The sequence below is a fragment of the Ruania alba genome (assembly GCF_900105765.1).
Lineage (GTDB): Bacteria > Actinomycetota > Actinomycetes > Actinomycetales > Beutenbergiaceae > Ruania > Ruania alba.
The window spans coordinates 891133-914791 of sequence record NZ_FNTX01000002.1; the positions used below are offsets into that span (position 1 = coordinate 891133).

Below are 23659 nucleotides of genomic sequence, written 5' to 3' on the forward strand. Positions count from 1 at the left end.
CGGCCCACCCGATCCTGAGGAGAACGATGACCATCCATGACGACGCCCTGGACGCCTGCGTCCGCGCCTCCCGCACCCTGGGCTCGGACCCCTCGTTGGTGCTGCACGGAGGCGGCAACACCTCGGTCAAGTCCACCCGCACCGACGTCACCGGCGAGACCGTCGAGGTGGTGCTGACCAAGGGCAGCGGGTACGACCTCGCCTCGATCGTGCCCGAGGGCTTCACCCCGTTGCGCAAGGACCGCGTGCTGGCACTCGCCGAACTCGAGTCCTTGGACGACGTCTCCCTGGTGAACGAGCTCAAGCAGGCGTCCATGGATGCCTCCGCCCCCTCGGCCTCCATCGAGGCGATCCTGCACGCCCTCATCCCGCACCAGTTCGTGCTGCACACCCACGCCGATGCGATCGTCACCCTGACGAACCAGGCCGACGGCGAGCGGCTCACCGCCGAGACCTTCGGCGAGGACGTGTGGGTGCTGCCCTACGTCAAGCCCGGCTTCGCGCTTGCTCGGCAGGTGGCCGTGGCGCTCGCGGACGTGGACGTGCGCTCGTTGCGCGGGATCGTGCTGCGCAACCACGGCCTTTTCACCTTCGCCGATGATGCCGAGGAGGCGCTGGCCACGCACCTGGAGCTGGTGCGCACCGCTGCCGCGGCGCTTCCGGAGATTCCCGACGGCGGCTCCTCGCCTGACGTGGATCCGCTCGCCCTGGCAGGGCTTCGCAAGGAACTCAGCGAGGCCGCCGGTGCGCCGATGGTGCTGCAGCGCCGCACCGGCACCGCGGTGGACGCCCTGCTGGGGCGCGCCGACATCGGCGAGATCACCCAGCGGGGACCGCTGACGCCCGAGCACGTCATCCACACCAAGCGGGTGCCGATGGTGGGCACCGACGTGGCGGCCTATGTGGCCGGCTACCAGGGGTATGTGAACGAGCACCGAGGGCTGGTTGGCGGGGAGCTCACCCCGATCGACCCGGCGCCACGCGTGATTCTGGACGAGACACTGGGGTTCCTCACCGCGGGCCGGACCGTGAAGGCAGCCAATGTCGCCGCGGACATCTACGAGCACACCGCTGCCGGGATCCTGCGCGCGGAGGCAATGAGCGGCTTCCGGACCCTCTCACCGGCCGAGGCGTTCGACATCGAGTATTGGGTACTGGAGCAGCGCAAGCTGCGCGCCAAGGGCGACCCGCCGCCGTTCGCGGGTGAGGTGGCGCTGGTGACCGGTGCCGCCTCGGGGATCGGACGCGCCTGTGCGCAGGCGCTCCGGGAGGCAGGGGCCGCCGTCATTGCCCTGGACCGGGACGCCGCCGTGACCGAGGCGAACGCGGCGGACTGGTACGGGATCGTCTGCGACGTCTCCGACGCCGACGCGGTCCGTGCCGCGGTGGCCGAGGGAGCGGGCCACTTCGGCGGTCTGGACATCCTGGTACCGGCTGCCGGCGTGTTCGCCGCCTCGCACCCGATCGACGGGTTCCCGGCCGAGCCATGGGCGAAGAGCCTGAACGTGAACGTCACCGGGTTGCTGACCCTGCTCGGTGCCGCGCACCCGTATCTGGCGCTCGCGCCGCGGCAGGGACGAGTGGTCCTGGTCGGGTCGAAGAACGTCCCGGCACCCGGTCAGGGTGCGGCGGCCTACTCGGCGTCCAAGGCCGCGGCTACCCAGCTCGCCCGGGTGGCGGCGCTGGAGTGGGCGCCGGACGGGATCCGGGTGAACACGGTGAACCCGGACGCCGTCTTCGACACCGCGCTGTGGTCACCGGAACTGCTGGAGCAGCGTGCCGCGAAGTACGGGATGTCGGTGGCCGATTACAAGCGCCGGAACCTGCTGCGCGCGGAGATCACCAGTGCCGATGTCGGTGACCTGGTGGCGGCCATGTGCGGGCCACTGTTCCACGCCACCACCGGTGCACAGGTACCGATCGACGGCGGGAGCGACCGGATCGTGTGACGGGCATCGGGAGGAGCGGTCACCGCCGGTCGGTGACCGCTCCTGCCCGGTGCAGTCACGCCGTCGGCAACCGGTGTGCGAGCACCTGCAACGCTCAGTGGTTGCGGAGCATGCCGATGAGCTCGTCCTTCGTGGCGTCGGAGTAGCCGGAGAGGTCGAGCTCGCGGGCCCGGTCACGCAACTCCTCGACCGTCCACTCCTCGTAGGCGGGAGCGTGTCCGCCGCGGCGGCCGACCTCGTCGGCGCCCTCCTGCGCAGCGGCATTCGCGATCCGGGCGGACTTCTCCTTCGACGCCCCCTCCTCGCGGAGCTCTTCGTACATGTCCGGGTTCTTGATCGGATCGTTCTGACGCATCGTGCTCTCCTCTCCAGGTCGGCGACGGGTGACAGAGGTGTCCTGCCGGACGTTCTCTGTGCACGGTACGCCCGCCCGCCCGGTCCTGCAGCCGGGGCGGTCACGGCCGCCGAGGCGGTCTGCTGATGACAGGAGCCGGTTGCGGGCATACCGTCGAGAGTGCACCACCGAAGAACGAAGGAGGACTGCCATGACGACGTGCACCAGCTGCGGGAACGACTACGAGAAGACGTTCACCGTTGTCACGCCGGAGGGCGAGCAGGGTCCGTTCGACTCTTTCGAGTGTGCGATCCACGCCGTCGCGCCGCGCTGCAAGCGTTGTGGGGTGACGATCCTCGGCCACGGTGTCGAGGTCGATGCCCAGACGTTCTGCTGCAGCCACTGCGCGCGGCAGACCGCTGACGTCCCGATCACCGACCGGGTGGTCATCGGCTGACTCGCCCACGCATGAAGAATCCCTCGTCGATCTGGTGATCGACGAGGGATTCCTCTGTGGTCAGGTGGCCGTCAGGCCTTCGAGTCGCCCGACTCCTCAGCAGCGTCCTTGACGTCGTCCGCGGCATCCTCGGCGGCGTCCTTGGTCTCCTCGGCGGCCTCGGCCACGGCTTCGCCCGCCTCACCGGCGGCGTCCTTGGCGTCCTCGGCCACGTCCTGAGCGGCGTCGGTTGCGGAGTCCTTCACCTCGCCGGCCTTCTCGGCCACCGTGTCGGCAGCATCTCCAGCCGCCTCCTGGGCGGTCGCGGCCGCGTCACCGGCGGCAGCGCCGGCTTCCTCGGCCACGTGCTTGGCCTTCTCCACCGGGGCCGGAGCGTCGTCCCAGTACTCCTCGGCCCACGGGTCGTCGACCGGCTGTGTGCGCTTCCAGATCAGTACACCAGCGCCTGCCACGGCCGCTCCGGCCAGGACCCAGCCGATCGTCTTGCCGACCTTGTTCCCGCCCTTGGCCTTCTTCTGCTCGGCCGCGACGGCGTCCGAGGCGGCATCGATCACCGAGTTCGCCCGGTTCTGCAGCCCGTCGGCGCCACCACTGGCTGCCTTGGCGGCATCGTCCATCGCCTGCACCACGCGGGGGAGCACCCTGTCCACGATCGCGTCGTGGGCGAAGTCGACCGCACCCTTGCTCTTCTCGGCGTACTCGGCGACCTTCGGAGCGGCAGCCGTGACGCCGTCTCGCCAGGCCTTCTCCACGCGCGGCGTGGCCCACTCGACGGCGGAGTCCACCTTGGGGCCGGCCCACTCCCTGGCGGAGTCGACCCGGGGACCCGCCCACTCGACCGCGGAGTCGACCCGAGGACCGGCCCACTCCTTGCCCTGGTCGGCGAGCTGCCGCGCGACCTTGCTGGCTTCCTCGGCCTGAGCCCGAAGCTGCTCGGCGTTGACCTTCTCCTTGCGCGACATATGACTCCCTAGCTCACGTCCCGCGGGGCGGGGCACGGATCATTTGGTGTGGTTGGGCCTGTCCACTTCCTATCGTGCCACCCGGTCACGGGAAGTGCACACAACTGCGTGCGAAGATGGTTGGCATGGACGCAATTCTGCACACTTCCGCCGGCGACATCACCGTCGAACTCTTCCCGAACCACGCACCCAAGACGGTGAAGAACTTCACCGAGCTCGCCACCGGGGCACGCACCTGGACGCACCCGGAGACCGGCGCCGAGAGCAACGACCCGCTGTTCAACGGCACGATCTTCCACCGGGTGATCCCGAACTTCATGATCCAGGGCGGAGACCCGCTCGGCACCGGAACCGGCGGCCCCGGCTACCGGTTCGACGACGAGATCCACCCCGAGCTGCACTTCCGCGAGCCGCACGTGCTCGCGATGGCGAACGCCGGGATCCAGATGGGGCGCGGCACCAACGGGTCACAGTTCTTCATCACCACGGCGGCCACGCCGTGGCTGCAGGGCAAGCACACCATCTTCGGCAAGGTGAAGGACCAGGCTTCGGCCGCCGTCGTGGATCAGATCGGGGCGGTCTCCACCGACCCGCGCAACGACCGCCCGGTGGAGGACATCGTCATCACCTCGATCGAGATCATCGACTGACCCTTCGATGAGCAGCTACCCCTCGGCCCCGCCTCCGGGAAGCGCCGGGGGCGCGGCCGGACCGCCGGTGTGCCCCCGGCACCCGGATCGTGTCTCGTACGTGACGTGCCAACGGTGCTCCCGGCCCGCCTGCCCCGAGTGTCAGCGGCCGGCCGCAGTGGGGGTGCACTGCGTCGACTGCGTGCGCGAGGCGAACCGTTCGGTCCGCCCGACGCGCACGGTGCTCGGCGGGCGGGTGGCGGCCAGCGACCGGCCGGTGGTCACGATGACGATCATCGGGATCTGCCTGGCCGCCTTCCTCGCCTCGTACCTCCTACCGGGACTACGTGCGGCATTCTGGCTCCGGCCGTCGCTGGCTGGCGACGAACCGTGGCGGCTGATCACCTCGGCGTTCCTGCACGCCGGCTGGCTGCACCTCCTGGCCAACATGTACGCGCTGTGGATCGTCGGGCCCTTCCTGGAGCAGATGCTCGGGAGATGGCGCTACATCGCGCTGTACCTGGTGAGTGCGCTCGGTGGGTCGGTGGCCGTGCTGCTGCTCACCGCCCCGGAGAACTATCAGATCCCGACCGTCGGCGCTTCGGGGGCCGTGTTCGGGCTGTTCGCCGCGGTGGCGGTGGTGCTGCGCCGCACCGGCCGGGACGCCCGGCAGATCCTCGTGGTCATCGCGATCAACGTGGTGATCACCTTCACTGTGGCGGGTATCTCCTGGCAGGCCCACCTGGGCGGCCTCGTGGTGGGTGGTGCACTCGGTGCGCTGTTCGCCTACCTGCCCAAGGAGCGGCGCTCCGTGGGGGCGGTGCTCGGCGTGGCCGCGATGCTGGCCCTGCTCGGCGTCCTCACCGCCGTCGCGCTGGCCTGAGCTTGTGATCGGCCAGGTACGGCCGGTGGGATCGCCACCGGCCGTACCCCGGCCGGATCAGCCGGCCTCGGCCTGCCAGTGCTGCTCGGGCGACCCGTCCACGGTCTGCTGCACCACGGACCCGTCGGCATCCACGCCGATCGCCAGGCCGCTGTGCCCGGCGGTCAGCACGAGCTCACCGCCGGACTCGGTGATCTGGAACCGCTGGTTCGCGGTTCCGGTGCAGGAGTACTGACCAACCAGCGTGCCCGGCTCGGTGGCCGAGTAAAACACGTCCATGCACTGGCCGCTGCCGGCGTTCTTCACCTCGTAGGAGCCGTCGTCGGGATTCCTGGTGAGGATCCACTTCTGCGACGGCGCGGTGGACGGTTCAGCCGTGCCGAGCTGCGACGATTCCGAGCCAGGCGCCTGCAATGCGAGTCCGGTGGCCGCGTTGCCGAGCGTGTACTGGCCGTCGGCGATCGGCGGCGGGACCACCTCCTGATTCCCGATGCTCATCGCGAACACGTGCACGGCGCTGTTACCCGGCAGGGTGACGGCCACGACCTCACGTTCGGGGTCGATGGCCGCCGTGGTGGTGAACAGCCGGTACTCCACGCTCGGGTAGGCGGGCCCGTCCGGGGTGTTCTTGCCAAGCGTGGTCACGGCGATCTCGGCGCCGTACCGGTCCGGGGACAGGCAGCACCAGTTCGGGAACCCGAGGGAGATCTGCTCGCTGGACCCGTCGGCGTAGTGCACCACCCCCGGGCCGCCTGCACTGCCGCTCGTCCCGGTACCGAGGAGCGCCAACGCGTTCCCCTGACCGGAGACCCCGATCGTGTGCCCGGCGGAGGCCACGTTGTCCGGGGCGCCGGGCTCGACGTCCGGCCACTCGAAGGTGAAGCCGTTCAGCTCCAGGGCCGCACCCGGCTCGACGCCCTCGGCGGCCAGGCGCTCGGCGATGAAGCTCGAGCCACCGCCGTCCAGATCACCCGGTGCCGGGTCGGCCTCCCGGGTGACGCCCACGTTGTTCGCCGCGCTGGGCACATCGGCGAACGCCAGCGTGGTGCTCGCCTGGGCGGCGACCTGGTGGGCGTTGCTGCGCACCCGGTAGTCCACCTGGGCGCTGATCTCGTACGAGCCCGGCTCGGCCGCGGCATCCGGGGTGAGGGAGAAGCCGAGCACGGTCTCCTCGCCGTCGGCCAACTCGAGGCCGGCCGCATCGGCGGACTGCACCTGCCAGCCCTCCGGGGCGTCGAGCTCGAGGGACTGCACGCGGATGTCGGCTCCGGTGTCGTTGCCGAGCGCGACTTCGACCTCACTGGCCTCGCCGGCCGTGGCGATCGCGGGGAGGGACAGGTCTGCCGTGACGTCCCGCTCCTGCGGGTGGGTACCCCCGACGGCGCCCGCTCCGACGATCTCGATCGTCGCCTCCGCCGAGGTCGGCAAGGCAGCGGTGCGCACGCTGATCACGCCGCTGGCCCCGTCGTAGGACCAGCCGGTCGTCTCGTCCAGGGCGCCCGCAGAGGGCACCTCGGACAGTGCCGTGCCATCGACCGTGACCCGGGCCGGGGGAGCGTCGGTGTGCAGGTTCAGCAGATAGTGCCGTTCGTCCGGCATCCCCGCGTAGCTCCCGTCGAGCGCGCCCAGGGTGACCGTGACGGGACCGCGGCCGGACTCCGGGGCCTGCACGGAGAACTCCTGCTCGGCGGACTCCCCGTCGGCCCAGGCCTGGGTACGGCCGTCGTCGGCGTACAGGGTGAACGAGGACGTCCCCTGCGGGTAGATGTCCAGATCGAGCTGGTCCGCCGCCAGGCCCTCGGCCCAGTCCATGGTGCCCTCGGGGAACATCGGCACGATCGCCCCGGCCCGCACGAACAGCGGCAGACGCTCCAGCGGTGCGGGATAGTCGTTCAGCGTCTGGTTGCCGGCGTAGACCCGCCCGGTCCAGTAGTCGATCCAGGTGCCCTCCGGCAGGTAGATCCCGTCCCGGGTGGTGGCGTCCTCGTACACCGGGGCCACGAGGAAGTCGTCACCGGCGAGGAACTCGTACTTCACCGCATCGCCCCAGGTGGCCGGGTCGTCCGGGTAGTTCACGTACAGCGGCCGGGTGGCGCCCAGGCCCGTCTGGCTGGCCTGCGCGGTGTGCGTGTAGAAGTACGGCAGCAGCCGTTCGTGCAGCTGCAGGTATCGCGCGTTGATCGCGTTGTGCCGCGGGCCGTAGTGGTAGGGCTGCTTGTCCGTGGCGGCCCAGCCGCTCATCGCGTAGGTGTTCGGCAGGAACATCTTCCACTGCAGGTCGCGCACGTAGGTGTCCGGGGAGCCGCCGAAGATGCCGTCGATGTCACCGGTGGCCAGGTGCTGGCCGGACATCGTCGCGCCGGCGTAGGTGGGGATCTGCCAGCGGATGTACTCCCAGGAGCCGGCCTGGTCACCGCTCCAGGTGGCCCCGCAGCGTTGCGTGCCGGCCCATCCCTCGACCGTCAGCACGAACGCCCGGTCGTCGCTGTTGTCCTCGATGCCGGCGCGGGACTGCTCGCACGCGTCCAGGGCGAAGCGGTATCCCGGGCCCACCCAGGCGACGTCGGTCTTGCGTACCCGCACCCCGTTGCTGACCTCGTACTCCTGGTCGGTCAGGTCCGCCTCGGTCCACAGGCCCAGCTCGGCGCCGCGGTCGTTCAGCATCTGCCCGGTCTCGCCGAGGTCTTCGTATCCGCAGCCGTAGCCGTCGTTGACGAGCATCCAGCCCAGCGGCATGTCGTTCTCGACGTAGCCGTCGGCGACGGCCTGGGAGTCGCGCAGCGTCTCCCGCTCGCCGCGGTTGGCGTTGTGCAGGTAGCAGTCCGCGTCGCCCACCTCGAGGGCGTACATGGGCACCATCAGGGGACGTCCGGTCAGCTCGGTGTACCCGTCGATCACCTCACGCGTGTCGCCCACGAAGTACCACGCGTCGAATCGCTCCTCGGAGTGGGTGGTGCGCACCGGCGCGCTGAAGTCGTAGCTACCGGGGGCGAAGGTGTTGCGGAGCACTCCGTACCCGTTGCTGGAGAGGTAGAACGGTGCTGCGTTCGGATTGCCGCCGTCCTCCCAGTTGAAGTCGCGGGAGATGGTGATCTGATTGTCCCGGTGGCTGAACCGGCCGTTCTGCATGCCGCCACCGAAGAACTGCTCCTGCTCGCCCTGCTCGAGCGTCTGCGTGGTGCTGCCTTCGTCCCAGCGCAGCGGCGCGGTCTCGCTCCACAGCACGGCTCCGTCGTCATCGGCGAGCTCCATGGTGAGCGGGTTCTTGGTGACGGTGAGCTGCGCCTGGTCGGTGCTGATCAGGTACGCGCTCTCTGTCTCCTCCAGCCGTGACGCGCCGCCGGTGTAGCCGTCCTCGACGACAATGGTGGCCGAGGGGTCGCCGGGCTCGGCGGGCGGTTCGCTGGCGGGGTCGGTGAACTCGCCGTCCGGGGCCAGCCACACGCGCAGCAGGTCCTCGTCGGGCACCTGGATCCGCAGGGCGGCGTCGCCGGAGGTGAAGGTGTAGGTGTCGCCGTCGGCGGTCACCCCATCGACCGCTCCGAGCTGCCCGTCTGCCGCGTGCGCGGAGCTCGCGGTCAGCGGGACCAACCCGACGGCGACCAGCGCCGCCGCGCTCAACGCGCCGACCGCTCGCGAGCGTGTGTGATTAATAGTGATCATTTCGGCGCCCTTTCAAGCATCATTGCTCAGTAGGGTCCTCACGCTATGGCGCGCGTGCTGCGCGCGTCAAGAGAGGCTTGGCTTGCCCCCTGGGTTGGACACGGCGCCGACCAGGAGTGCGTCAGGGGGCAAGTGACACAGGTGTAGTTCTCCACAGGTGTGACCACAGGTTGGGGAAGTTTCATCCGTGTAGTTCTCCACAGGTCTGTGCACAGCTGGGGATAGTCACACCGATGTGATTCCCGGCCTGATCGGGGTACGCGGTGTCGAGCCATCCGGGACAGCCACCAGTAAGCGCTAGAAAAAAGTTCGTAACCGCTCTGGACTTCTGGATCTACAGCGCTGTAATGTTCCGGTCAGCGACGACGGCGTCCCCCGACGAGAGGAAGACAGACGGTCATGGCAGCGAGTACCAGCCAGCCCCACATCGTGGTGCTGATGACGGACCAGCAACGGGTGGGTCTCACCGGTGTTGAGGGGGGCCCGGACTCGATGCCGCGGCTGGATGCGCTGTTCGCCGACGGCGCGCGCTTCGACCGTGCCTACACCAGCTGCCCGGCGTGCGTGCCGGCCCGTACCAGCCTGCTGACCGGGCGGTTCCCCTCCGCGCATCGCGTGCGGCAGAACAGTACGGCTGAGCATGCGTTCTACAGCAAGGATCTGCTGGATGTGCTGCGGGCGGCGGGCTACTCGTTGCACTTCAGCGGCAAGCCGCACATGCATCCCGGACCGGGGGACTTCGACACCTTCCACGGCCCGTTCATGCACGGCGGTGGGCCCGCGGAGAGTGCCGCGCACGAGGAGTTCGATGCGTGGTTGCACGGGCTCGACCACGCCGTGACCGAGGAGCCGACGCCGTTCCCGGTGGAGTCCCAGCTGCCCTACCGGATCGTCGATGGCGCGATCCGGGCGGTGGACAGCGCACCCGCGGAGGATCCGTACTTCCTGTGGCTGTCGTTCCCGGAACCGCACAACCCGTATCAGGTGCCCGAGCCCTACTTCAGCATGTTCGACGAGGCCGAAGTACCGGAACGGCTGGCGGGTCCGGAGGTCCTGGACGCGCTGGGCTGGCGGTTCCGCTGGTTGCACCGGCTGATCGAGGAGAAGCGGCCCGGGTTCGACCAGGTGTGGAGGCGGTACCGGGCGAACTATCTGGGCATGCTGGCCATGATCGATGACCAGATCGGGCGCCTGGTGGATCACCTGGCCGCCCAGCCCGGCGGGCTGGAGAACACGGTCTTCGTGTTCCTCACTGATCACGGGGACTTCGTCGGGGACTACGGGCTGCAGCGCAAGGGTGCCGGCCTGCCGGAGGCTCTCACCCGGATCCCGCTCGCCGTGACCGGCCCCGGGGTCGAGACCCAGCACCGCAGCGAGCCGGTCTCCATGGTGGACCTGCTGCCCACGATCGCCGAGTGGGTGGGCCAACCGATCCCACCCGGGGTGCAGGGCCGGTCCCTGGCGCCGCTCCTGCGCGGAGGTGAGGCTCCGCCGTCGGAGTTCTCCACCATCTACGCCGAGCACGGATACGGCGGCGTCTCCTACGACGAGAGCGACCGGCCCCCGCTGCACTTCCCCTACCAGGGCACCACCTTCGACGAGCTGAACAGCGTCACCCAGAGCGGGGAGATGCGCATGGTCGTCGGGGACCGATACAAGCTCGTCGTCGACGATCGGAGCGAGGTCTTCCTCTACGACCTCGAGGCCGATCCCGCCGAGACCGAGGATCTCAGCGACGACGCCGCCCTGGCCGGCGTCCGGGAGGACCTCTACCGCCAGCTCGTGCAGTGGTTGCTCCGCGTCGCGGACGACCTGCCCGCGGGCAGCTACCAGCCGAAAACCCGTCCCCACAACTGGCGCTGGGCCTGAACCCGGTGCCGCGACCAATGGAGGTCACCATGGCACACATCGACCGACGCACGTTCCTCGGAGCGGGAAGCGCTGCCCTGGCCGCCGGAGCCCTGGCGGGCTGCGGTTCCGATGGCGGAGGCGAGTCGGGCGACTCGAACTCCCTGCGGGTCGCCTGGTACGGCGGACAACCTGCGCACGAAGGCGTGGAAGCCGCGCTGAACGCCTACACCTCGGACAACGCCGACATCAGTCTCGCGACCGAGAAAGCAGCCTTCGGCGACTACTGGGACAAGCTCGCCACCCAGGTCGCAGGTGGCCAGGGGCCGGACGTGCTGCGCATGTCGATGTCCTATTTCGCCGAGTACGCCGATCGTGGCGCCCTGCTCGACCTGAGTGAGTATGCCGGCAGCACGATCACCACCTCGAGCCTGGATCCGGACGTCGCCACCAGCGGTGAGATCAGCGACGGGCTCTACGGCATCGGACAGTCCTCCATCACGCACGCCACGTTCCGTAACCCCCAGCTCGTCGACGAGTACGGTCTGGAACTGCCCGCCGAGTGGAGCTGGGACGACTTCGTCGAGTTCTGTCAGGAGTTCTCCGACGCTGCGGGGCCAGGGAAGTACGGGACCACCGATGCCGGTGGCAACTTCCAGATCTTCGAAGTATGGGCACGTCAGCACGGCACCGAACTCTTCGACGAGAGCGGTTTGGTCGTCACTGCCGACATCGTCGAGGAGTGGCTGGTGATGTGGCAGAGCCTGCGTGAGGCCGGCGCTGCCCCCACCTCGGACATCACAGCGGAGAGCACCGGATTCGAGACCTCTCAGCTCGCCCAGCTGGGCGCCGCGATCGAGTTCGGATGGGTCCAGCAGGTCGCCTTCTACCAGCCGGTGGTCCCCGACCACCCGCTCGAGGTCTTCGCCGTGCCAGGGCTCACCGCAGGCAGTCTCGAGGGCCAGTTCCTCAAGGCGCTGGACTTCTGGTGCGTGACCAGCGAGACCGCGAACGCCGACGGGGCCGCCGAGCTGATCGAGTTTCTCCTCAGTGATGAGCGCGCCGTCAGCTCCATCGGCCTCACCCTCGGGGTGCCGCCCTCGTCTGTCTCCCGCGATCTGCTCGGGCTCGGCACCGACACGGCTGAGGGGCGCGCGATCGCCTACGTCGACGCCATTGCCGGGTCGACCGGGCCCTCTCCCCAGCCGTGGCCGACCGGGTATGGCGAGCTCCAGGCGACGGCCTTCCCCAGCCTCAACGAGGATGTCGGATTCGGTGATGCGACTCCGGCAGAGGCGGCCGCCCGGTTCATCGACGACGCGGCACGAGCACTCGGTTCATGACGGCGGCTCCCGGTCTGCGCAGCAGGTTCCGGGCGAGCCTGCCTGCCTACGCCTTCCTCTCGCCATGGCTGATCGGCCTGTTCGGGCTCACTCTCGGCCCGATGCTGCTCACCCTGTACTACTCGTTCACGAACTACAGCCTGCTGGCGCCACCGGAGTGGCTCGGCCTGGACAACTACGCCCGGATGGCCGAGGACTCACGCTACCTGGACTCGCTCGTGGTGACCGGCACCTATGTGCTGTTCTCGGTGCCGTTCGAACTCATCGCCGCACTCACCGTGGCGATGGTGCTCAACCGTGGCATGCGGGGCCTGAGCGTCTACCGCGCGATCTACTACGTGCCGAGCCTGCTCGGCGGCAGCGTGGCGATCGCCATCCTGTGGCGGCAGATCTTCGGTAGCGACGGCCTGGTGAACCAGGTGCTTGCCGTCTTCGGGTACGAGGGGTCGGGGTGGATCTCCTCACCCGACACGGCACTGGGCACTCTGATCATCCTGCGCATCTGGCAGTTCGGTGCACCGATGGTGATCTTCCTGGCCGGGCTGCGGCAGATCCCCGCGGATCTGCTCGAGGCGGCGGAGATCGACGGTGCCGGGAAGGTGCGACGCTTCTTCGCGATCACATTGCCGCTGCTCACGCCGATCGTCTTCTTCAACCTGGTGCTGCAGATCATCGGTGCTTTCCAGGCGTTCACCCCGGCGTTCATCATCTCCGGCGGCACCGGTGGGCCGAGCGACTCGACCCTGTTCTACACGCTGTACCTCTACCAGCGGGCCTTCGGCAGCTTCGAGATGGGATACGCCGCCGCCATGGCGTGGGTGCTGCTGCTCATCATCGCGGCGTTCACCGCGGCGAACTTCCTGATGAGCCGGCGCTGGGTCTTCTACTCCGATTCGGGGGCACGATGAGCACCATCACTTCCCGCGACGCGGGTGGCCGGACCGCACTGTCCCGGACCGCCGGCCATCTCGCCATCGCGGCGGTCGGGCTGTTGATGTTCTACCCGCTGTTGTGGATGCTCTCCAGCTCGTTCAAACCGGTCTCGGAGATCTTCGGTTCCGGTTCACTGGTCCCGGCGAGCTTCACCTGGACGAACTACGCCGAGGGCTGGACCGGCCCTGGGCTCCCGTTCTCCCGCTACCTGGTGAACTCGCTGATCGTGTGCACCCTCACCGTCATCGGGAATGTGCTGAGCTGTTCGTTGGCCGCGTTCGCTTTCGCCCGGATGCAGTTCCTCGGCCGGAAGGTCTTCTTCGCGACCATGCTGGCCACGGTGATGCTGCCCCAGCACGTCACATTGATCGCTCAGTACGCCATCTTCCGTGACCTCGGCTGGCTGGACACCTACCTCCCGCTGGTGGTGCCGAAGTTCCTGGCCACGGAGGCCTTCTTCATCTTCCTCATGGTCCAGTTCATCCGCGGCATCCCCAGAGAGCTCGATGAGGCTGCCCGTCTGGACGGATGCTCGGTGTTCGGCATCTATCGCAGGATCGTGCTGCCGTTGCTCAACCCGGCGCTGGTGACCACGGCGATCTTCTCCTTCATCTGGGCCTACAACGACTTCCTCGCTCCGTTGATCTACCTCTCCTCCCCGGAGAAGCTCACCGTGCCGCTTGCGCTGCGCACCTTCCTGGACTCATCCGGGCAGTCGGCGTGGGGGCAGCTGTTCGCGATGAGTATCGTCACGTTGATCCCCGTGGTGGTGGCCTTCGTGGTGTTCCAGAAGCGCATCGTCGAGGGCGTCTCGACCACCGGTCTGAAGTGAACCGGTAGCGTGACGGACGTGGTTCAGGACCGGAAGGCGGGGCGTCCCCGTCTCACTGACGTTGCCGAGATCGCCGGCGTGTCGATGAAGACGGTCTCGAACGTGATCAACGGGTACCAGCACGTGGCGCCACGCACCCGCGAACGCGTGCTGGCAGCCGTGGAGGAGGTGGGTTACCGCCCGAACCTCTCCGCCCGCAACCTCGCCCGCGGGCGCTCCGGTGTGATCGCCCTGGTGGTGCCGCAACTGGAGATGCCGTACTTCTCCGCCCTGGCTGGACGGGTGATCGAGCGGGCCGAGGCGCGTGGTTGGTTCGTCCTCATCCATGAGACCGGCGGGGTTCTCGCCGCGGAACGCGCCGCCTTGGAGGGCAGCTTCCCGCAGCGGATCGACGGGCTCATCGTCAGCGCCCGGCGGCTCTCCGTGGACGACCTGCAGGTGCGCAAGGACCACACCCCGCTGGTGCTGCTCGGCGAGCACGGCTACGGGGAGGCCGCCCACCACGTGGCCATCGACAACGTCGCCGCTGCCCGCACAGCGGTGGACCACCTGCTTGGTCTCGGCTGCCGCCGGGTGGCGATGATCGGTGGGGATCCGGACGACACGGGTGACCCGCGGATGCGCGGGTACGTCGAGGCCCTCGAGCACGCCGGCATCGGCGTCGACCGGAACCTCATGCGCCGGATCACGACCAACTCCGGTGAGGAGGGGGAGCGGGCCACCCGGGACCTGCTCGCCCAGGCGGCCGAGCCGCCGGACGGGGTGTTCGCCGTCACCGACTGGGTGGCGCTCGGCGCCATCCGTGCCCTGCACCTCGCCGGCCTGCACGTGCCCGGTGACGTGGCCGTGGTGGGCTTCGACGACATCCCCTACGGTCGCGCCGTCACGCCGTCGCTGACCACGATCTCCCCGGACCGTACGGCGATCGCTGAGCTGGCGCTGGGGATGCTGGAGGCTCAGCTCAGCGGCGGCACGCTCGCCGACCCGGTGGACCAGAACGTGCCCTTCCACCTCGTAGTGCGCGAGAGCACCGCGGGGATCGGATCAGCGCCCGGGGAGTCTCAGGAACCGGTGGCCTGAGCAGCGCCCCAGCCGTGCCAGCGGTCCAACTCGACCAGCACGCTCACCCGCGGCCGGTCCCGCACCGGGTACGGCTTGCCGCCGTAGTGGATGGAGAGCCGGTCGATGTCGGCGAGATCGGTGTCGTCGTAGAGCTCGACGACTCGTCCCTGCACGCTCACGTGGGTGTACCAGTTCTCGTCCAGCGCGGTGAGGGAGACGTGCGGGTTCTCCTGCAGGTGCCGCAGACGAGCCCGGCCGGCATCGACGTTCAGCAGCAACCGGCCGTCATCGGTGATCAGGTACCAGGTGGCCACCGAGACCGGATACCCATCCGGGTGGATGGTGGCCATCACCGCCGGGTTCGGGCGGCGCAGCAGCTCCAGTACCTGCTCCGGGAGCGGTGCCTTCGGCACGTCAGCGCCACCTCATCGTCATCACGAACCCGACCATCATGATCGCGAAGCCCACGGCGAGGTTCCACGAGCCGATCCCGGGATGGGGCCGGCGGACTGCACGATGTAGGTGACCACCACCCAGACCAGCCCGAGGATCATCAGGGTCACCATCGTCGGTGCCCACCAGCTCGGGTTCGGCTTGGGTGCGGAGGACGCGGGCGGTGGGGTGTACGCCGGCTTCTTGCGGGACTTCGACTCAGGCATGGCTGCGTTCTCCTTGGGGACGACTCTGGGCCAATCCTACGGGCAGTGCAACCGGACCGGGCCGAGCAGCCCCGATCGCGCCGCCGCGCCCTGGTAGTACACCGCGGCCGGATTGCTCACCCGTACCGTGATCGAGTTCGAACCAGCGTGCAGCAGACCGCCCGGCACGGTGACCCGGTAGGGCGCCCACCCGAGCACGCCGACCTCGCTCCCGTTCACGATCACCGTGGCCACCTCACCGACCTCGCCGAGGTCGAGCACCGTCTCTCCGGGGTCGGCCTCGAGGTCCAGCTCCGCCTGGTAGTCGACCGTGCCGGCGAACCGGCGCAACTCGTCCCGGGTGATCCAGTCGGTGCCTTCGCCGAGCGGTGCGGTGTGCGGCAGGTCGTGCCCGGCGAGGGCCCGGGACGGCGTCCCGCGCCACCGGTCCACCTCGATGGTGCGGCTTCCGGTCGGCTCACCCGGCCAGTGCCCGACGGCGTCCCTCACCTCGGCTGGGTCGCCGGAGGGTGTGAGCAGCACGCTCTGCCGCCGCTCCAGGACCAGCGGGAAGGTGACGCCGTCCGCTGTGGTCTCGCGTGTGGCGGGCAGGGTGACCCCCTCGTACGGGAAGTCCCACTGCCAGGGCGAGCGGCCGCCGTCGGGAATCTTCAGGTGCACGCGGGTGCGGATGGCGTGCTCACCCTCGTTCACCAGCAGCCACGCGCCGCCCAGGCGCACCACCCGCAGGTCCGGGGCGGCCGGCTCCACCCGGATCGGCCACGCGCCGCTGGTGCGCAGCTCGTCGAGCACCTGCTCGAGCCAGCCCGGTCCGAGGCTCACCTGGGCCACGTTGTGGTCGAACCGATCCGCATCGTTGCGCCGGGCGTCCACCACGACGGCGTAGCGCTGGTCGCCGAGGTGCACTCGCCCCTCCCGGACCTCGCCATCGGCGAGCTGGCTGGGCGTGACGTAGTGGACGTCCACCTGGTGCTGCAGCAGGGCCGCGGCGGGGGAGTCGGGGGCGTGCGCCTCGTCGCTGAGCACCGCGACCGGGGCCTGCGGCGGGCCGGCAGTGAGCAGGTCCGCCACCCGGGACAGGTAGCGCACCAGGGCCGGCAGGTGCGGCCACCACGGGTGGTGCACACCCAGGTCCGGTTCGCTCTCGAATGCGCGATTGCCGCGGACCGAGTCGAAGAAGGCGTGCAGCACCAGGGTGGCCACCCCGCGGCTGAGGTACCAGTCGAGCAGCCACTTCGCCTCGTCCATCGTGAGCTGCCAGCCGTACGCGCCGAGCACCTCCGCTACCGCTGTGGGTGCGCCGCGATGGCGTGCGGCGCTCGCGGCCACTTTGGCCGCGGTGCTCTCCGGTCCGGCCAGCGCGGTCTCGCCGGGCAGCACCCAGCGCCACACGGTGTCCTGTCCGGGCCAGTCGAGGAGCGCGGTGGTGCCGAGATCGTCTCCGGCGGCGGCGTGCCCGGTCAGCGCGATCCCGTGCTCGGCGCACCAGGCGGACTGGGCGCCGTAGTACACCCGGTGCAGCCGGGCGCGCACCGCCTCCTCCCACAGGGCTCTGATCGGCTGGTCCAGTTCGCCGTCCCACAAGCCCGGGAGGCGGCTGAACAGCTCGGGCACGCTGATGCCGGCCCGCTCGGCCACCTCCTGCTCCAGGCCAGGGGTGTAGGGCACGGCACCGGCGCGCGGGCCGCGCCCGAGCAGGTCGGGTTCGTCGGTGAACATCGCCACCACCGTGGTGCCGAGGTGACCGGCCAGAGCGGTGGCGTAGGCGTCGTGGGTGAGGGAGAGGAAGGTGGCGACGGCAGCCGGGTTCAGCAGGTCCGCGGCCGGTGGGGCGAGCGCGGAGCCGTCGTCCTGGTCGGCGTGCGCACCACGGATGGTGCCGCCGCTGGGTCCGGCGACGATCGCGTGCAGCCGCCACGCGCCGGGCGGCAGGTCGAGCGGGATCAGGCCGGGGGCCTCCACCTCGAGCAGGCGAGCCTCGGTGAGCACGGCATGACCGTCCCGCAGCGGCGTGGCCACGGCGGTGAGCAGTGCGGCGTCCGGGGAACGGCCCAGTGGCGGGCGCCAGAAGTCGGTGACCTGCTCCGGCACGGTCTCGGCGATGATGACCTCATGGCTGAGCCTGGAGAGGCACTGGGCGGCGAAGCGCGGGTCGCGCGCCACGACGGCCCCGTTGGCGGACCCGGAGGGGTAGGACGCCTCGTCGTAGAGCATCACGCTCAGGCCGGTGGCGGCGCACTCCTCCACGCACACCCGTACCAGCCGCAGGTACTCCTCGGTGAGGTAGCCGACCTCGCGGCTCAGCCCGATCCGCGCGCTCGGGGTGATCCCCCGGAAGCCTGCGGCGGCGAGGGTGCGCACCTGGGTGCGGACGCCGTCGTCGGTGAGATCGTCGTTCCAGAAGATGAATGCATACGGGCCGTACGGGCCCGGCGAGCTGGGCACCGGGGTCAGCTGAGGCGACGGAAGATGGCGAACCCGTCCCAGCCCTTCGAGCCGACCGTCTGCAGGGCAGTGCCGTCCAGTCGGGGGTCCGCGGCGGCGATCGCGAGCGCCTCACGCACCCCGTGCACATCCTCGTCGGTACTGTCCGGGTCGGCCACCCGGCCACCGCGCACCACGTTGTCGAGCACGATCACGCTGCCGGGGCGGGTGAGCTCGAGCGCGGCCTTCAGGTAGCGGGCGTTGTTCGGCTTGTCCGCATCGATGAACACCAGGTCGAACGGTGCCTGCCCGGTCTCGATGATCCGGTCCGCGCTCTCGGCGGCCGGGCCGAGCATGATCTCGACGACGTCCCCCAACCCAGCGTGATCGACGTTCCGGCGTGCGACCCCAGCGTTCTGCTCGGACAGCTCCAGGGTGACGACCCGCCCCTGCGGGCCCACGGCCCGGGCGAGCCAGATCGTGCTGTACCCGGCGAGGGCGCCGAACTCGAGCACGCGGTGCGCGCCGATCATGCCCGCCAGCAGTGCGAGCAGCTTGCCCTGGTTCGGGGCGACGGCGGCGCCCGGCATCGTGGTGTCGTCGGCGGACTCCCGTGCGGTGACGAGGGCCTCGTCCTCCGCGACGAGCGTGTCCACCAAGTAGGTGTCGACCTCGATCTGCACATCGGTGTGGCTCATCGCACCATCGTGGCACGATTCCGCGGGTGCCAGCGTCTTCTCCCGATCCGGGGAGGAGGTTCAGCGGACCGTCGCTCGTGTGACGGCGGCCCTTCAGCGTCGTTGAGTGTGTTGTAGCCAGATCGTGAGATCTGTGCCGGTCCGTACCGAAGGCGCCCGGCTTATGCTGGATGTATGAGCAAGCAGTCCGCGCCTGCTCGCCGTGCCAGCATGTCGCTGGGGGTGGGCGTCGTCGGCGTGCTCGCAGGGCTGTTGTTCGCCACCAACGCCTCCCTGTTCGCCTCCGACTCGGAGCGCCAACCGCTGGACCTGGAAGACCTCGTCCGCGCCGAGGACGCCCGGCTCGCGGAGACGAACGCCGAGGTGCTGGCGCTGCAGGAAGAGGTCGAGGGCCTCTTGGCGGAGCAGGCCGGAGCTGGACCGGACGATCCCGAGATTGGGTCGCTGGAGATGGCGGCAGGTCGGGCCGCGGTCTCCGGCCCCGGGGTCACGGTCTCGTTGACCGACTCTCCGCTCATCCATGACATCCCGGAGGGGTTCCACGCTGACGACCTGCTCGTACACCAGCAGGATCTGGAGGCGGTCATCAACGCCTTCTGGGCTGGGGGCGCAGAGGCGATCACTGTGCAGGGGCACCGGCTCGGTCCGCTCTCCGACGTGCGCTGCGTAGGCAACGTGCTACTCATCGACGGCGGCACCTACTCACCGCCGTACGTGATCTCCGCGATCGGGGACGCCGAGGAGTTGCGGTCGGCGTTGGACGACTCACCGGCTCTCGACAACTACCGTGCTTACGTTGAGCAGGTACGCCTGGGATACTCGGTGGTGGACGAGGATTCTCTCGAGATGCCCCGCTATCAAGGGGGCTTGTCCATGGAGTACGCACGAATCCCCGGTGACGAACCGATCACCTGGGAGCCCGCGGCAGCCGGATCGGATGGATCAGACCTCTCATGACCGACCTGGATGAGATCGCACGCGACCAGGATGCTCGCGCCAGAACCCGCCGCGCCCGCTCCCATGCCGGCCGCCGTCCGTCAGCGGCGTCCCAGGTGGTGGGCGTGTTCGGAGAGCTGCTCATCACCGCTGGTGTGCTCCTGGGACTATTCGTGGTCTGGCAGATCTGGTGGACGGACGTCGAAGGCGCACGGGAAGCGAGTGCCGCCTTCGAGGAGTTCAACGACGGTCTTGACGTGGAGATCCCGGCGCAGGCCGGTGAGGCCCGCACCGACGAACCGCCGCCGCCCGAGCCGGTGGCCCTCGGCGGCGGGGCGTTCGCTGCGCTCTGGGTACCGGACTGGGGCACCGACTACAAATTCCCGATCGCCGAGGGAGTGGATCGGCCATCGGTACTGGATGCAGGCTTCGCCGGGCACTATCCGGACACGGCGATGCCGGGCGAGGTGGGCAACTTCGCGGTGGCCGGCCATCGGCAGACCTACGGCCGCCCGTTCTACAACATCGACACGCTCGAAGAGGGTGATTCGATCATCGTGCAGACGCACACCGCCTGGTACGTGTACCGGGTGACCTCGTACGAGATCGTGGCGCCAACCCAGGTGGACGTGATCGCGCCCGTTCCCGGTGACGCATTCGCCGAGCCGACCGAGGCGATGCTCACGCTCACCACCTGTCACCCGTTGTGGTCGACGGCGGAGCGATACATCGTGCACGCAGAGCTGGACCACTGGATCCCGCTCGAGGACGGTATGCCGGAAGACCTGCTGGAGGGGTCCTGATGCGCGTGAGGAGCACCCGCGAAGGGGCGCCGAGGTACGAGGTGCACCGCAGTGAGGCACCGGAACGCTCAGAGAAGGAGCAGTACTGATGTACGCCGCGATCTGGAGGGTCCTTCCCGGACCGACCGCTGTGAAAGCCGTCCTGGCTGCCTTGCTGGTGTTTGGCGTGGTGGCTGCGTTGTTCCTGTGGGTGTTCCCAGCGGTCGCGCCCTACATGCCGTTCAACGACCAGACGGTGGGGTCCTCCTGATGGCGCGCATCCTGGTTGTCGACAACTACGACAGCTTCGTCTACACGATCGTCGGATACCTGCAACAGCTCGGCGCTGAGACCACGGTGCTGCGCAACGATGACCCGGCGCTCACCGGCGAAGGCGTGCTCGACGGGTACGACGGCGTGCTCGTCTCACCCGGACCGGGCACCCCGAAGGAGGCCGGCGAGTCGCTGCACGTGATCGACCTGTGCGCCGAGGCGGAGATGCCGATGCTCGGTGTCTGCCTGGGGCACCAGGCGCTCGGCGAGCTGTTCGGAGGCGCGGTGAACCACTCGCCCGAGCTGATGCACGGCAAGACGTCCGAGATTTCCCACGAGGGCGCCGGGGTGTTCGACGGGTTGCCCTCACCGCTGACTGCCACCCGCTACCACTCGCTGGCCGTGCAGTCCGAGACGGTGCCGGCCGAGCTCGACGTCACCGCCACCACTGGGAACGGCATCGTGATGGGGTTGCAGCATCGCACGCTGCCGCTGCACGGGGTGCAGTTCCACCCCGAGTCGGTGCTCACCGAGGGCGGGCATCGCCTGTTGGCCAACTGGCTCGCGGTGACCGGGGACGAGGGTGCCGTGGCCCGGTCGGAGGGCATGGCTCCGCTGGTCGCACGCTGAGGCCGGCCGCTCACAGAGCAGTCACCGCCCGGAGCAGTCGCCGCACTCGGTCCGGATCGAGTGCGGTCAATCTCGGCTATATCTCAGCGGGTGAGCGAGAAGGCGCGCACTCGCGGGTTAGGTGCTGCCGTCGCCGCCGCCGAGCAGGTCAGCCAGGGCGTCGCCATTCTCGGTGTCCGCGTTGCCACCGTTTCCGCCGCCCCCACCGGAGGAGTCCGCGCCACCTTCAGCATCACCGGACGGTGACTCGGTCGGGTCGTCCGTGGGCTCGTCGGTCGGCTCGTCCGTCGGTTCATCGGTGGTCGGCTCCTCGGTGGGCTCCGGCGCGGGGATGGACACCTCGAGCTGGACGGTGGTGCCGATCGGGATGACGCCGCTGCGGTCCTGGCTGAGCACCACCCCGATGTCGCCTTCTTCGACCTCGCGCTCGGTGATGGCGTAGTTCAGGTTCAGCTCGTCGAGGATGTTCCTGGCCTCCTCGGCATCGGCGCCGGTGAGATCCTCCAGCTCGACGTTCCCGGTGCCGAGCACGATCACGATCTGTTGGTCCGGACTGGCGGACGTGCCTGCCTCCGGGTCGGTGCGGATCGCCTCGTCCTCGTCGTGGTCCGGACTGTTCTCGGTGGTGGTGGAGATGTTCGCGGCGTCGAAACCGGCGTCCACGAGCGCTTGCCGCGCCCGCTCCTGCGTCATACCGGAGACGTCCGGGATCTCCACCGAGTCCGGTCCGGCCGAGAACACCACCTGGACCGCGCTGCCCGGGTCCACCATCGTGTCCGTCTCCGGTGACCACCGCAGCGCCAGGCCTTCCTCGACCTCGTCGCTGGGCTCGGGGTCCTGGATCGAGATCTCCAAGCCCTCGGCATCGGGCAAGGGGGCGCCGTCCTCGTCCACGGGCACCGTATCGGCGAGGGTCTCCCGTACTTCTTCCTCGGTCATCTCGGTCAGGTTGGGCACCGCCACCTGCGGCGGCGGTTCGGGTGCGCCTTCGGGTCGATTGAGCAGCAGCAGCACGATCGCGACGGCGGCGATCACCCCGACCACCGCCAGGATCCAGATCAGTGCCTTGTTCGACTTCGGTTCCTCGTCGTCCGCGGTGCTGGCCGCCTGCGTCTCGCGGCGGGTGGGCGCCGGGTCGCCGGCCCCCACACCACCAAGCACCTGGGTCGCGCCGGCGGCAGCAGCTCCAGCCGCAGCCGCTCCCACGGCCGGTGCCCGCACCACGCCGTCATTGATCGCCGCTTCCAGGTCGGCCCGGAACTCCGCCGCGGTGGCGTAGCGCTGCTCACGGTCCTTGGTGAGCGCCTTCATGGTGATCCGGTCCAGCGCCTCCGGCACGTCCGAGGCCATCTCGCTCGGCGGCCGGGCCTCCTCGCTGACGTGCTGATACGCCACCGAGACGGCGGAATCGCCGGTGAACGGCGGTTGCCCGGTGAGCAGCTCGTACAGTAGGCACCCGGTGGAGTACAGGTCCGAGCGGGTGTCCACGAGCTCCCCGCGCGCCTGCTCGGGGGAGAGGTATTGCGCGGTGCCCACCACGGCCTGCGTCTGGGTCATCGTGGCGGAAGAGTCGGCCATCGCACGGGCGATGCCGAAGTCCATCACCTTCACCGCACCGGTGGGGGTGAGCATCACGTTCGCGGGCTTGATGTCGCGGTGCACGATCCCGGCGTGGTGGGAGTACTCCAGAGCGGAGAGCACCCCCTGGGTGATCTCCACCGCTTCGTCCAGAGGCAGCGCCGCGCCGTCGCGGAGCAGGTCCCGCACCGTGTGCCCCTCGACGTACTCCATCACGATGAACGGGATGGCCACCTCGGCACCGTCGGCACTGGTGGTCGTCTCCTCACCGGTGTCGTACACGGACACGATCGCGGGGTGGTTCAGCGAGGCTGCTGACTGCGCCTCTCGGCGGAACCGGGTGTGGAAGCTGGGGTCGCGGGCGAGGTCGGCGCGCAGCACCTTGATCGCCACGGAGCGGCCGAGACGGTTGTCTTTGCCGATGTAGACCTCGGCCATGCCGCCACGACCGATCGGTTCACCGATCTCGTAGCGTCCGGACAGCACCCGGGGAACGTCGTTGACCACTTAGCGTTCCTTTACTCTCTCGGATGCACGGGAATTCGCCGGGCGCGCGGGCCACGCGAGGGTGGCCACGGAGGCCGCAGACGGCGATGCTGCAGCGCCCAGCGTACTGAACAACACCACAAGAAGTGCGGTCAGCGCCAGAGCGGCCACGATGAGAGCGACCCACCGCCCCCTGGGACCGAGCCGGCCGGCCACCGTGCTGGGCCGATGTTGCGGGGGCTTCCTGCTGCCTGCCGGTGGTTGCGCCCGTAGGTCCCGTCGGCTCGGGGTAGCACCC

At 69.4% G+C, this 23659-nt stretch carries 22 protein-coding genes; 13 read left to right on the forward strand and 9 right to left on the reverse strand.

From position 1 onward, the window contains the following. Positions 1 to 26 precede the first annotated feature (26 nt). Positions 27 to 1949 (forward strand): bifunctional aldolase/short-chain dehydrogenase, encoded by a 1923-nt coding sequence (locus BLU77_RS14525; protein ID WP_089773808.1) that lies wholly within the window; start codon positions 27 to 29, stop codon positions 1947 to 1949. Between the two features lie 94 nt (positions 1950 to 2043). Here the strand turns inward: BLU77_RS14525 and BLU77_RS14530 are convergent, their stop codons facing one another. Next, positions 2044 to 2304, reverse strand: a complete 261-nt coding sequence (locus BLU77_RS14530; protein WP_089773809.1) for a DUF7218 family protein — start codon at positions 2302 to 2304, stop codon at positions 2044 to 2046. A 190-nt stretch (positions 2305 to 2494) separates the two neighbouring features. Here BLU77_RS14530 and BLU77_RS14535 point away from each other — a divergent pair, with 190 nt between their 5' ends. After that, positions 2495 to 2740: a hypothetical protein gene (locus tag BLU77_RS14535; RefSeq protein WP_089773810.1), complete on the forward strand. Its 246-nt coding sequence runs from the start codon at positions 2495 to 2497 to the stop codon at positions 2738 to 2740. Positions 2741 to 2811: 71 nt separating this feature from the next. On the opposite strand, the gene BLU77_RS14540 is transcribed toward BLU77_RS14535, so the two are convergent. Beyond that, positions 2812 to 3702 (reverse strand): hypothetical protein, encoded by an 891-nt coding sequence (locus BLU77_RS14540; protein WP_089773811.1) that lies wholly within the window; start codon positions 3700 to 3702, stop codon positions 2812 to 2814. 125 nt (positions 3703 to 3827) lie between these two features. On the opposite strand from BLU77_RS14540, the gene BLU77_RS14545 reads away from it, so the two are divergent. Both BLU77_RS14545 and BLU77_RS14550 read left to right on the forward strand, forming a co-directional pair. After that, complete coding sequence (locus tag BLU77_RS14545; RefSeq protein ID WP_089773812.1) at positions 3828 to 4352, forward strand: peptidylprolyl isomerase; 525 nt, start codon at positions 3828 to 3830, stop codon at positions 4350 to 4352. A gap of 181 nt (positions 4353 to 4533) precedes the next feature. Beyond that, positions 4534 to 5214: a rhomboid family intramembrane serine protease gene (locus tag BLU77_RS14550; protein WP_245708877.1), complete on the forward strand. Its 681-nt coding sequence runs from the start codon at positions 4534 to 4536 to the stop codon at positions 5212 to 5214. A gap of 57 nt (positions 5215 to 5271) precedes the next feature. On the opposite strand, the gene BLU77_RS14555 is transcribed toward BLU77_RS14550, so the two are convergent. Further along, positions 5272 to 8877 carry an RICIN domain-containing protein gene (locus BLU77_RS14555; protein ID WP_175477119.1) on the reverse strand — a complete coding sequence of 1202 codons (3606 nt, stop codon included), beginning with the start codon at positions 8875 to 8877 and terminating at the stop codon, positions 5272 to 5274. A gap of 399 nt (positions 8878 to 9276) precedes the next feature. Between BLU77_RS14555 and BLU77_RS14560 the strand changes: the two genes are divergently transcribed. Genes BLU77_RS14560 through BLU77_RS14580 form a run of 5 tightly spaced genes read left to right on the forward strand, consistent with a single transcriptional unit; the run spans position 9277 to position 14913 of the window. Then, positions 9277 to 10746 (forward strand): sulfatase-like hydrolase/transferase, encoded by a 1470-nt coding sequence (locus BLU77_RS14560; protein WP_089773814.1) that lies wholly within the window; start codon positions 9277 to 9279, stop codon positions 10744 to 10746. A 29-nt stretch (positions 10747 to 10775) separates the two neighbouring features. Further along, positions 10776 to 12068, forward strand: a complete 1293-nt coding sequence (locus BLU77_RS14565) for an ABC transporter substrate-binding protein (RefSeq protein ID WP_175477120.1) — start codon at positions 10776 to 10778, stop codon at positions 12066 to 12068. Continuing rightward, positions 12065 to 12976, forward strand: coding sequence for a carbohydrate ABC transporter permease (locus BLU77_RS14570; protein ID WP_089773816.1), 912 nt, complete (start codon positions 12065 to 12067; stop codon positions 12974 to 12976). Before BLU77_RS14565 ends, BLU77_RS14570 begins: the two co-directional genes overlap by 4 nt. Then, a complete protein-coding gene (locus BLU77_RS14575) occupies positions 12973 to 13833 on the forward strand; it encodes a carbohydrate ABC transporter permease (protein WP_089773817.1) in 861 nt (286 codons plus the stop codon). The genes BLU77_RS14570 and BLU77_RS14575 overlap by 4 nt, the downstream gene beginning before the upstream one ends. Positions 13834 to 13851: 18 nt before the next feature. After that, entirely contained in the window at positions 13852 to 14913 is a 1062-nt protein-coding gene (locus tag BLU77_RS14580; protein WP_217632468.1) for a LacI family DNA-binding transcriptional regulator, read from the forward strand. Here BLU77_RS14580 and BLU77_RS14585 read toward each other — a convergent pair. From BLU77_RS14585 to BLU77_RS14600, 5 genes are read right to left on the reverse strand one after another with little or no spacing between them, the layout of a single operon-like run. Beyond that, entirely contained in the window at positions 14895 to 15308 is a 414-nt protein-coding gene (locus BLU77_RS14585; protein ID WP_089773818.1) for a TIGR03618 family F420-dependent PPOX class oxidoreductase, read from the reverse strand. The genes BLU77_RS14580 and BLU77_RS14585 overlap by 19 nt on opposite strands. Position 15309: 1 nt before the next feature. Continuing rightward, positions 15310 to 15363: a hypothetical protein gene (locus tag BLU77_RS23320; RefSeq protein WP_483880078.1), complete on the reverse strand. Its 54-nt coding sequence runs from the start codon at positions 15361 to 15363 to the stop codon at positions 15310 to 15312. Then, on the reverse strand, positions 15345 to 15554 hold the full coding sequence (locus tag BLU77_RS14590; protein WP_483880075.1) for a cell division protein CrgA: 210 nt from the start codon (positions 15552 to 15554) through the stop codon (positions 15345 to 15347). Before BLU77_RS14590 ends, BLU77_RS23320 begins: the two co-directional genes overlap by 19 nt. Positions 15555 to 15590: 36 nt before the next feature. Next, entirely contained in the window at positions 15591 to 17999 is a 2409-nt protein-coding gene (locus tag BLU77_RS14595) for a hypothetical protein (RefSeq protein ID WP_089773819.1), read from the reverse strand. Positions 18000 to 18004: 5 nt separating this feature from the next. Continuing rightward, complete coding sequence (locus tag BLU77_RS14600) at positions 18005 to 18676, reverse strand: O-methyltransferase (protein ID WP_089773820.1); 672 nt, start codon at positions 18674 to 18676, stop codon at positions 18005 to 18007. A 174-nt stretch (positions 18677 to 18850) separates the two neighbouring features. Here BLU77_RS14600 and BLU77_RS14605 point away from each other — a divergent pair, with 174 nt between their 5' ends. The 4 genes from BLU77_RS14605 to BLU77_RS14615 all read left to right on the forward strand — a co-directional run bounded on the left by BLU77_RS14605 (position 18851) and on the right by BLU77_RS14615 (position 21297). After that, positions 18851 to 19633: a DUF881 domain-containing protein gene (locus BLU77_RS14605; RefSeq protein ID WP_089773821.1), complete on the forward strand. Its 783-nt coding sequence runs from the start codon at positions 18851 to 18853 to the stop codon at positions 19631 to 19633. Then, positions 19630 to 20415, forward strand: coding sequence for a class E sortase (locus BLU77_RS14610; protein ID WP_089773822.1), 786 nt, complete (start codon positions 19630 to 19632; stop codon positions 20413 to 20415). Before BLU77_RS14605 ends, BLU77_RS14610 begins: the two co-directional genes overlap by 4 nt. Positions 20416 to 20503: 88 nt before the next feature. After that, positions 20504 to 20665 (forward strand): hypothetical protein, encoded by a 162-nt coding sequence (locus BLU77_RS22165; RefSeq protein WP_175477121.1) that lies wholly within the window; start codon positions 20504 to 20506, stop codon positions 20663 to 20665. Beyond that, positions 20665 to 21297, forward strand: a complete 633-nt coding sequence (locus BLU77_RS14615; protein WP_089773823.1) for an aminodeoxychorismate/anthranilate synthase component II — start codon at positions 20665 to 20667, stop codon at positions 21295 to 21297. The genes BLU77_RS22165 and BLU77_RS14615 overlap by 1 nt, the downstream gene beginning before the upstream one ends. Positions 21298 to 21414: 117 nt before the next feature. On the opposite strand, the gene pknB is transcribed toward BLU77_RS14615, so the two are convergent. Beyond that, positions 21415 to 23382, reverse strand: coding sequence for a Stk1 family PASTA domain-containing Ser/Thr kinase (pknB, locus tag BLU77_RS14620; protein ID WP_089773824.1), 1968 nt, complete (start codon positions 23380 to 23382; stop codon positions 21415 to 21417). Positions 23383 to 23659 lie beyond the last annotated feature (277 nt).